This window comes from Pseudomonas sp. 2VD (assembly GCF_005503585.1).
Classification (GTDB): domain Bacteria; phylum Pseudomonadota; class Gammaproteobacteria; order Pseudomonadales; family Pseudomonadaceae; genus Pseudomonas; species Pseudomonas aeruginosa.
In genome coordinates this window covers 1-3,842 of sequence record NZ_SCND01000478.1, presented here as the reverse complement: position 1 = coordinate 3,842, position 3,842 = coordinate 1, and the positions used below count along the sequence as shown (strand labels likewise).

The following is a 3,842-nucleotide window of genomic DNA, read 5'->3' as shown; positions in this document are numbered from 1 at the left end:
CCGCGCCTGTCCGACGGCGACCTGGCCTGGGCCACCCGCCAGCTGGCCAGCCTGCTGGCCGCCAGCCTGCCGCTGGAGGCGGCGCTGAGCGCCACCCTCGACCAGGCCGAGCGCAAGCACATCGCCCAGACCCTGAGCGCCGTGCGCAGCGACGTGCGCGGCGGCATGCGCCTGGCCGACGCCCTTGCCGCACGGCCGCGGGACTTCCCGGAAATCTACCGGGCGCTGGTGGCGGCGGGCGAGGAGTCCGGCGACCTGGCCCAGGTGATGGAGCGCCTGGCCGACTACATCGAGGAACGCAACGCCCTGCGCGGCAAGATCCTCACCGCGTTCATCTACCCGGCGGTGGTCGGCGTGGTCTCCATCGGCATCGTCATCTTCCTCCTCGGCTACGTGGTGCCGCAGGTGGTCAGCGCCTTCTCCCAGGCGCGCCAGGATCTGCCGGCGCTGACCCGGGCGATGCTCCAGGCCAGCGACTTCGTGCGCGCCTGGGGCTGGCTCTGCGCCGGCGCCATCGGTGGCGCTTACTGGGGCTGGCGCTTGTACCTGCGCGACCCGCAGGCGCGGCTCGGCTGGCACCGGCGAGTGCTGCGCCTGCCTCTGCTCGGACGCTTCGTGCTCGGGGTGAATACCGCGCGCTTCGCCTCCACCCTGGCGATCCTCGGCAGCGCCGGCGTACCGCTGCTGCGCGCGCTCGATGCGGCGCGCCAGACGCTGGCCAACGACTGCCTCGCGCAGGCGGTGGAGGAGGCCACCGCGCAGGTTCGCGAAGGTGTCTCGCTGGCCTCGGCGCTGCGCACGCGGCAGGTGTTCCCGCCGATCCTCACCCACCTGATCGCCAGCGGCGAGAAGACCGGCGCGTTGCCGCCGATGCTCGACCGCGCGGCGCAGACCCTGTCGCGCGACATCGAGCGCCGCGCCATGGGCATGACCGCGCTGCTCGAGCCGCTGATGATCGTGGTCATGGGCGGGGTGGTGCTGACCATCGTGATGGCGGTGCTGATGCCGATCATCGAGATGAACCAGCTGGTCCAGTAGTCCGTGCCTGAACAAGCCCTTCCCGTGCGGGGCGGTTAACCGCTCGCGGCTATCCGCCGTGGGGATGGGGCGTCTCAGCAGTCTTCCGAAGAGAGGTATCGGCGGATAACGCCGCTGGCGTAATCCGCCCTACGGGAGGGGCTTGTGCAAGCCGGCCTTCCTCTCGCTGTCATCAACCCGTGTGGCCCCTCGCCAGGGCTCGGGTGCATGTTTCAGCGAGGTTGCCCCGAGGGCGCGCCATGGCCGTCGCGGGCCGGCCGCCGGGAGGCGCTCGCGGAACCTCGCAGGTCCCGCGAAAAGGCCCGGCGCAGAGCCTGCGAACACCCGAGGAAAGGCTGCGAAAACAATTCGATGCTCCCGAGATTTTTTCCCCGATCTGTCACCGGAACTTGCGAGTTTTATCCCCAGCGGCCCCTTCGACCGGCTAGGGATGCAAAGCCCGGCAAGCACGGCGCCGCCTCATGCAAGACGACTTCCTCAACGTACCAACACCACGATGAAAGGAGATTCTTCATGTTCAAGCGCTCTCTGATCGCTGCCTCGCTGAGCGTGGCCGCCCTCGTATCCGCCCAAGCCATGGCCGAAATCAACGGCGGTGGCGCCACCCTGCCGCAACAGCTGTACCAGGAGCCCGGCGTCCTGACCGCCGGCTTCGCCGCCTACATCGGCGTAGGCAGCGGCAACGGCAAGGCGGCCTTCCTGAACAACGACTACACCAAGTTCGTCGCCGGCACTACCAACAAGAACGTGCATTGGGCTGGTAGCGACTCCAAACTGAGCAAGACCAACGAAACCAACCCCTATCTGAGCGCCCATGGCTCCGCCTGGGGTCCGCTGATCCAGGTGCCGTCGGTAGCCACTTCGGTCGCTCTGCCGTTCAACAAGTCAGGTAGCAACGCCGTCAACTTCGCAGACGTGAACACCCTTTGCGGTGTCTTCTCCGGCCGTCTGACCGATTGGAGTCAGATTCCTGGCTCGGGCCGTAGCGGCGCCATCACAGTGGTCTACCGTTCCGAGAGCAGCGGCACTACCGAACTGTTCACCCGCTTCCTCAACGCCTCTTGCTCCAGCGCCCTCGAAGGTGGCACCTTCGCCATCACCACCAGCTTCGGTAACAGCTTCTCCGGCGGCCTGCCGGCTGGCGCCGTATCGGCCCAGGGCAGCCAGGCCGTGATGAATACGCTCAACGCCGCCGAAGGCCGCATCACCTATATGAGCCCGGACTTCGCCGCGCCGACGCTGGCCGGCCTCGACGACGCCACCAAGGTCGCCCAGGTGCGCGGCGTATCGCCGGCTCCGGCCAACGTCTCGGCAGCCATCGGTGCCGTTACCCCGCCGACCACCGCACAGCGTTCAGACCCGAACAACTGGGTGCCGGTCTTCGCCGCCACTGCCAGTGCGACCGATCCGAGCGTCCGTCCGTATCCGACCACCGGCTATCCGATCCTCGGCTTCACCAACCTGATCTTCAGCCAGTGCTACGCCGACGCTACCCAGACCCAGCAGGTGCGCGACTTCTTCACCCGTCACTACGGCGCCAGCGTCAACAACGACACTGCGATCACCAACCATCGCTTCGTGCCGCTGCCGGCTTCCTGGAAGCTTGCCGTACGCCAGTCGTTCCTGACCTCCACCAACAACCTGTACATCGGCCATTCCAACGTCTGCAACGGCATCGGCCGTCCGCTCTAAGACGCTCCAGTCCACGGGCGATAGCGGAGACCGGCGGTGCGCAAGCACTGCCGGTTTCTTTTTTTCCGGCGCTTAGCCGCTTTCCATGAACTTTCCGTGACAAGACTTCGGCCCGCCCTGTTGCGGGCTGTCTTTCTATCAGGAATGCGCGTTGGCAAGCCGACGCGTCGAGTTGAACACGCCCAAGGAATCTCGCGTCATGCCGTCTCGTCCGTTCGTGCCGTCGTCCCCCGTCACCGTTTCGCTCGATGGCGGCTTGCCGCGGCTGAAACCGCTGGCACAGATCATCGCCTTGCTCATGGTTGCAGGTGGCGCCCAGGCTTCCCAGCCGTTCAGCGCCGCCTGGTTCGCCGCCAAGGGCGCCCAGCAGAGCGCCGGGGCGGCGCGTCCGGGCGCGCAGTTGCCGGGCATGACGCCACCGCCGCTGGCCCAGCAGCAGAAGGTCAACCAGCAGTTGCAGCGTTCGCTGCAAAACCTCAACAACACCGTGGCGGCCATCGCCGCGCAGCAGGCCGCCCAGGCGGCGGGACGCCAGGCTGCGCTGGCGGCGCCGACGGACATCCCGGACGGCCTGGGCGAGGGCGGCCTGAAAGTGGACGCTTCCCTGCCTTTCGAGCAGGCCTGGCAGAACGCCAAGGCGCCAGTGCAGTCGCAGGCCGACGGGCGTACCACGGTGACGGTAGAGCAGACCGCGGATCGGGCGATCCTCAACTGGGAAACCTTCAACATCGGTCGGCAGACCACCCTGCAGTTCGACCAGCAGAGCAACTGGGCGGTGCTCAACCGGGTCAACGACCCGAGCGCCCGGCCGAGCCAGATCCAGGGCCAGATCAAGGCCGACGGCACGGTGATGGTGGCCAACCGCAACGGTGTGGTGTTCAGCGGCAGCAGCCAGGTCAACGTACGCAACCTGGTGGCTGCCGCCGCCAGCATCAGCGACAGCCAGTTCCGCGAACGCGGCCTGTATTTCGACGCCAACGGCAGCCAGCCGAGCTTCACCGACGCCGCCGGCGCGGTGCGGGTGGAGCAGGGCGCCTTGCTGCAGACCGCCAATCCGGCCAGCTCCACCGCGGCGGGCGGCTACGTGCTGTTGCTCGGCAGCGAGGTGGAGA

At 67.6% G+C, this 3,842-nt stretch carries 3 protein-coding genes; all 3 read left to right on the top strand.

Annotated elements, in window-relative coordinates; all coding sequences use genetic code 11:
• Positions 1-1,038: type II secretion system inner membrane protein GspF (gene gspF, locus FFS27_RS30085; RefSeq protein WP_116806238.1), on the top strand; the 1,038-nt coding region annotated here is incomplete at its 5' end.
• A gap of 513 nt (positions 1,039-1,551) precedes the next feature.
• Positions 1,552-2,730: a substrate-binding domain-containing protein gene (locus FFS27_RS30080; RefSeq protein ID WP_003085359.1), complete on the top strand. Its 1,179-nt coding sequence runs from the start codon at positions 1,552-1,554 to the stop codon at positions 2,728-2,730.
• Between the two features lie 199 nt (positions 2,731-2,929).
• Positions 2,930-3,842: two-partner secretion domain-containing protein (locus FFS27_RS30075; protein ID WP_137952421.1), on the top strand; the 913-nt coding region annotated here is incomplete at its 3' end.